Source organism: Phenylobacterium sp. (assembly GCF_030654915.1).
GTDB lineage: Bacteria > Pseudomonadota > Alphaproteobacteria > Caulobacterales > Caulobacteraceae > Phenylobacterium.
This window is the reverse complement of record NZ_JAURWM010000203.1, coordinates 1-3,047: the sequence shown is the minus strand read 5'-3', so window position 1 is coordinate 3,047 and position 3,047 is coordinate 1. Positions and strand designations below refer to the sequence as shown.

Below are 3,047 nucleotides of genomic sequence, written 5' to 3'. Positions count from 1 at the left end.
GCGGGTGTAGGTCGAGATCCACACCGAGGGGCCGTTGGCCTCCGCCCACAGCGAGGCCGGGGCCAGATAGCCGAGCGTCTTGCCGACCCCGGTGCCCGCCTCGGCCAACATCATGCGGGGCTCGCCCTCACGCTCCCTCGGTTGGAAGGCGTAGGCGGCCTCGGCGGCATATTCGGCCTGGGCCGGACGGCTCTCGTCGAGGCCCGAGCGTTGCAGCAGTTCGGCCAGCCGCTTGGCCGCGTCCTCGCCGGCGATGGGGGTGGAGGTGGCCTCGCCCGGCGGCGCCTGGTCCTCCCACTCCATGACCCGGGTCCACACGTCCAGGCCCGAGGTCCGGAACTGGTTGCCCACCGGCCCTGAGCGCAAAGCCGCGACGATGGGCGGTCCCCAGGCCCAGCCGACCCGCATCAGGGTCTCGGCGATGGCTAGGGCCTCCTCCCGGCTGGGCTCGGGCGTCGCGGCGATCTCTGCCAGCAGCACGCGCGCCGCCTCGCGCAGGGTCTGCGCTTGGGCCGGCGCGCCCTTGGGCTCAGGCAGGCCCAGCGCCAGGGCCAGACCTGCCGCCGACGGCGCGCAGAAGCGCGCCGGCCGCACGAAGGCGAACAACTCCATGGCGTCGAACAGCCCCGAGGCGCGAGCCGGCGCATAGAGTCCCAAGCGCTTTGCGGTCATCGAGGCGTGAGCGACCAGCACCGGACCATGCTCGAACAGGTCGCGCGCATCCGGCGCCCGCACCGCTTGCGTTCCACCGCCATCAGCGACGGCGGCGCGCGGTCCCGGCAGCACCACGAGCGCCGGGGCGAGATCAAGGGTGGTGGAAGGGGCGTTCACCCCTTGGACTTAGCGACGTTCACGCCAGATGTCAGCGGCGACGTTCTCAATTTGATCTTCCGCCACGTCAGCCGATTTGGAGACAAATAGAAGTTGTCCTGCTCTCGCGCCTGAGTCCATGATCACAGCCAACCTGGCGACACAGTCCGGGACAGGGAAGAGACAAATGACGCGCCAGAAAGTTCTGGTCCTATACTTGGCCAATTCGGCGCTCGACGCGCCGACTGTGGCCTGGGCGGTCTATGATGGCACAGGCGAGACCCGCCCCATGGCCGGCGATACAGACACTCCACCCTACAAGACTGGCGTTGATGCTCTGAAGGATGGCTGGCGGCTCTTCCAGGCCTCGCAGGTCTTGCCGCATCAACGCGGCGCGGAGTTCGACGTCAGCTACCTGAAGTACGAGTTCTTCTTCGAACGCCTTGTGGAGGTTGCGGCATGACCGGATTGCCCCTGCTCACCGCCAGTCAGATGGCCAGCTTCACGGCGCGTGGGTTCCTGCGATTCGATGGCGTCGTTCCGGACGATATCAATGCCCAGTTCCTGGCGGAGATGGGCGAGATCGCCTCGCCGCAGCCGGACTCCACGCTGCGCCAAGCCTATGGCCGGCTGCTGGCCGAGGCAGGCGTTCCCGAGGTTGCGGCCGGCACGCCGCTGGCGCGCGCCTACCCACAAGGCTCGGCCGTCAACCGCATGCTGGAACTTCCGCTGGTGGCCGGCGCCATTCGCAGCCTGGTCGGCGAGGACCCCACCTTCGACCACCATTTCCTGCACGTGACATTCCCGCCCGCCTATCACTCCGGCGGCGAGAGCGTATCCCAGCACACCCACCAGGACTCGACCATCGACCCGCGCACAGCCTTCGACGTGCAGATCATGTACTATCCGCACGCGGTGACGCGGGAGATGGGCGGCACGCGGTTCATCCCAGGCACCCATCTGCGCAAGGTTAGCGAGGTGGCGCTCGGCCGCTATCAGAATATCCGCGGCCAGCAGCACATGGTCTGCGAGGCCGGCACCCTGCTCTTCCTGCATTCCGGCGTCTGGCACGGCGGCGGCGTGAACCTGGCCGAGCGCACCCGCACCATGTTCAAGATCCGTATGAACCCGAGCCGATCCCAAGCGCGGCAGTTCGACCTTTCCACCCTGCAACCCCAGTCGGCCCAGCGGCCGATATTCTATGTGAAGGCTCAGCCGCCGGAGAGCATCGAGGAAATCCTGATGGCGCCCGAGCCCTGGTTCGAACAGGACACCGGGCGGCTCGAAATGCTGAACCGCATCAAGCTCTGGCGCTACCTGACCGGCGACCCGACATACGACGCCGACTACTGGCTCACCCGGCTGGAGAACCAGGCGAGCGCCTGAATCCGAAACGTCCTCGCCTGACCAAGCTTGACAAGAACGTACCGGGAACACAATTTGGCTGCACCTTTAGAGGGTGGGGCACATGGGATACGCGCACGACTGGGTTTCCGTAACCGGACTCGACAAGGACGAGGTGCTCTCCCGCCTTGGCCTCGTTGATCGCGGTGAGCCCCTCGACTATCCGAGGCGAGGCGACTTTGCATGGGCGATCACGGCTCAGGGCCGCGTGCTCATCGTCACCGACTACGATGAGTTGTCGCTGGATCGTATTGCGGAACTGTCTAGAGGCGCTTCGCTGGTCGCGGCCAGGGCCGAAGGCAACGACTGCACGAGCAGCGTCTGGGGCTATGAAGACGGCCGACAGATCTGGTCGGTAGCGACCGAAGCGCCGGGCGAAACCGACCGGCTTTACGACGAGGAGGTTGAAGGTAGCCTCATCGTGGCGGGGGATCCTCCGAGCGAATTCGCGGCGATCCGTGACCGCCATCTCGCCGAGCGGAACCTAGAAGACGACGACGCCGAAGACTTCTTGTTCATGGCTCCCTTGGAACTGGCGGAAACCCTTGGCGGCTGGGAGCCGGAGGGCAAGATCGGCCAGGACCTGCAGTTCTTCCGCGTGATGAGCGCTGGTCGCAGTGACCAATCAAAGGCGCTGGGCGACAAGCCGAAAGTGAACAAACTCTGGGTCGGCTTGGCGATCCTACTGTTCGTGATCGCGGCATATCGGATGTGGCTCGCGTAGCGCGGCAACGCGGACATCAAAACTGCGTCGAGAAGCACCTTGCCTGAAACGGAACGGGAACATCATATGCGGTGATGGCTGACGCCGCGGCCACGCCGCCTGACCTGTT

The 3,047-nt window shown here is 65.9% G+C and carries 3 protein-coding genes and 1 pseudogene; 3 read left to right on the top strand and 1 reads right to left on the bottom strand.

What is annotated here, in order from left to right; all coding sequences use genetic code 11:
* Positions 1-831: pseudogene (locus tag Q7T84_RS10390) on the bottom strand (ATP-dependent DNA helicase); the annotation flags it as partial.
* A gap of 166 nt (positions 832-997) precedes the next feature.
* Here Q7T84_RS10390 and Q7T84_RS10385 point away from each other — a divergent pair.
* The 3 genes from Q7T84_RS10385 to Q7T84_RS10375 all read left to right on the top strand — a co-directional run bounded on the left by Q7T84_RS10385 (position 998) and on the right by Q7T84_RS10375 (position 2,938).
* A complete protein-coding gene (locus Q7T84_RS10385) occupies positions 998-1,273 on the top strand; it encodes a hypothetical protein (protein WP_304808468.1) in 276 nt (91 codons plus the stop codon).
* On the top strand, positions 1,270-2,196 hold the full coding sequence (locus Q7T84_RS10380) for a phytanoyl-CoA dioxygenase family protein (RefSeq protein WP_304808466.1): 927 nt from the start codon (positions 1,270-1,272) through the stop codon (positions 2,194-2,196). The genes Q7T84_RS10385 and Q7T84_RS10380 overlap by 4 nt, the downstream gene beginning before the upstream one ends.
* A 226-nt stretch (positions 2,197-2,422) precedes the next feature.
* A complete protein-coding gene (locus Q7T84_RS10375; RefSeq protein WP_304808464.1) occupies positions 2,423-2,938 on the top strand; it encodes a hypothetical protein in 516 nt (171 codons plus the stop codon).
* Positions 2,939-3,047: the final 109 nt, after the last annotated feature.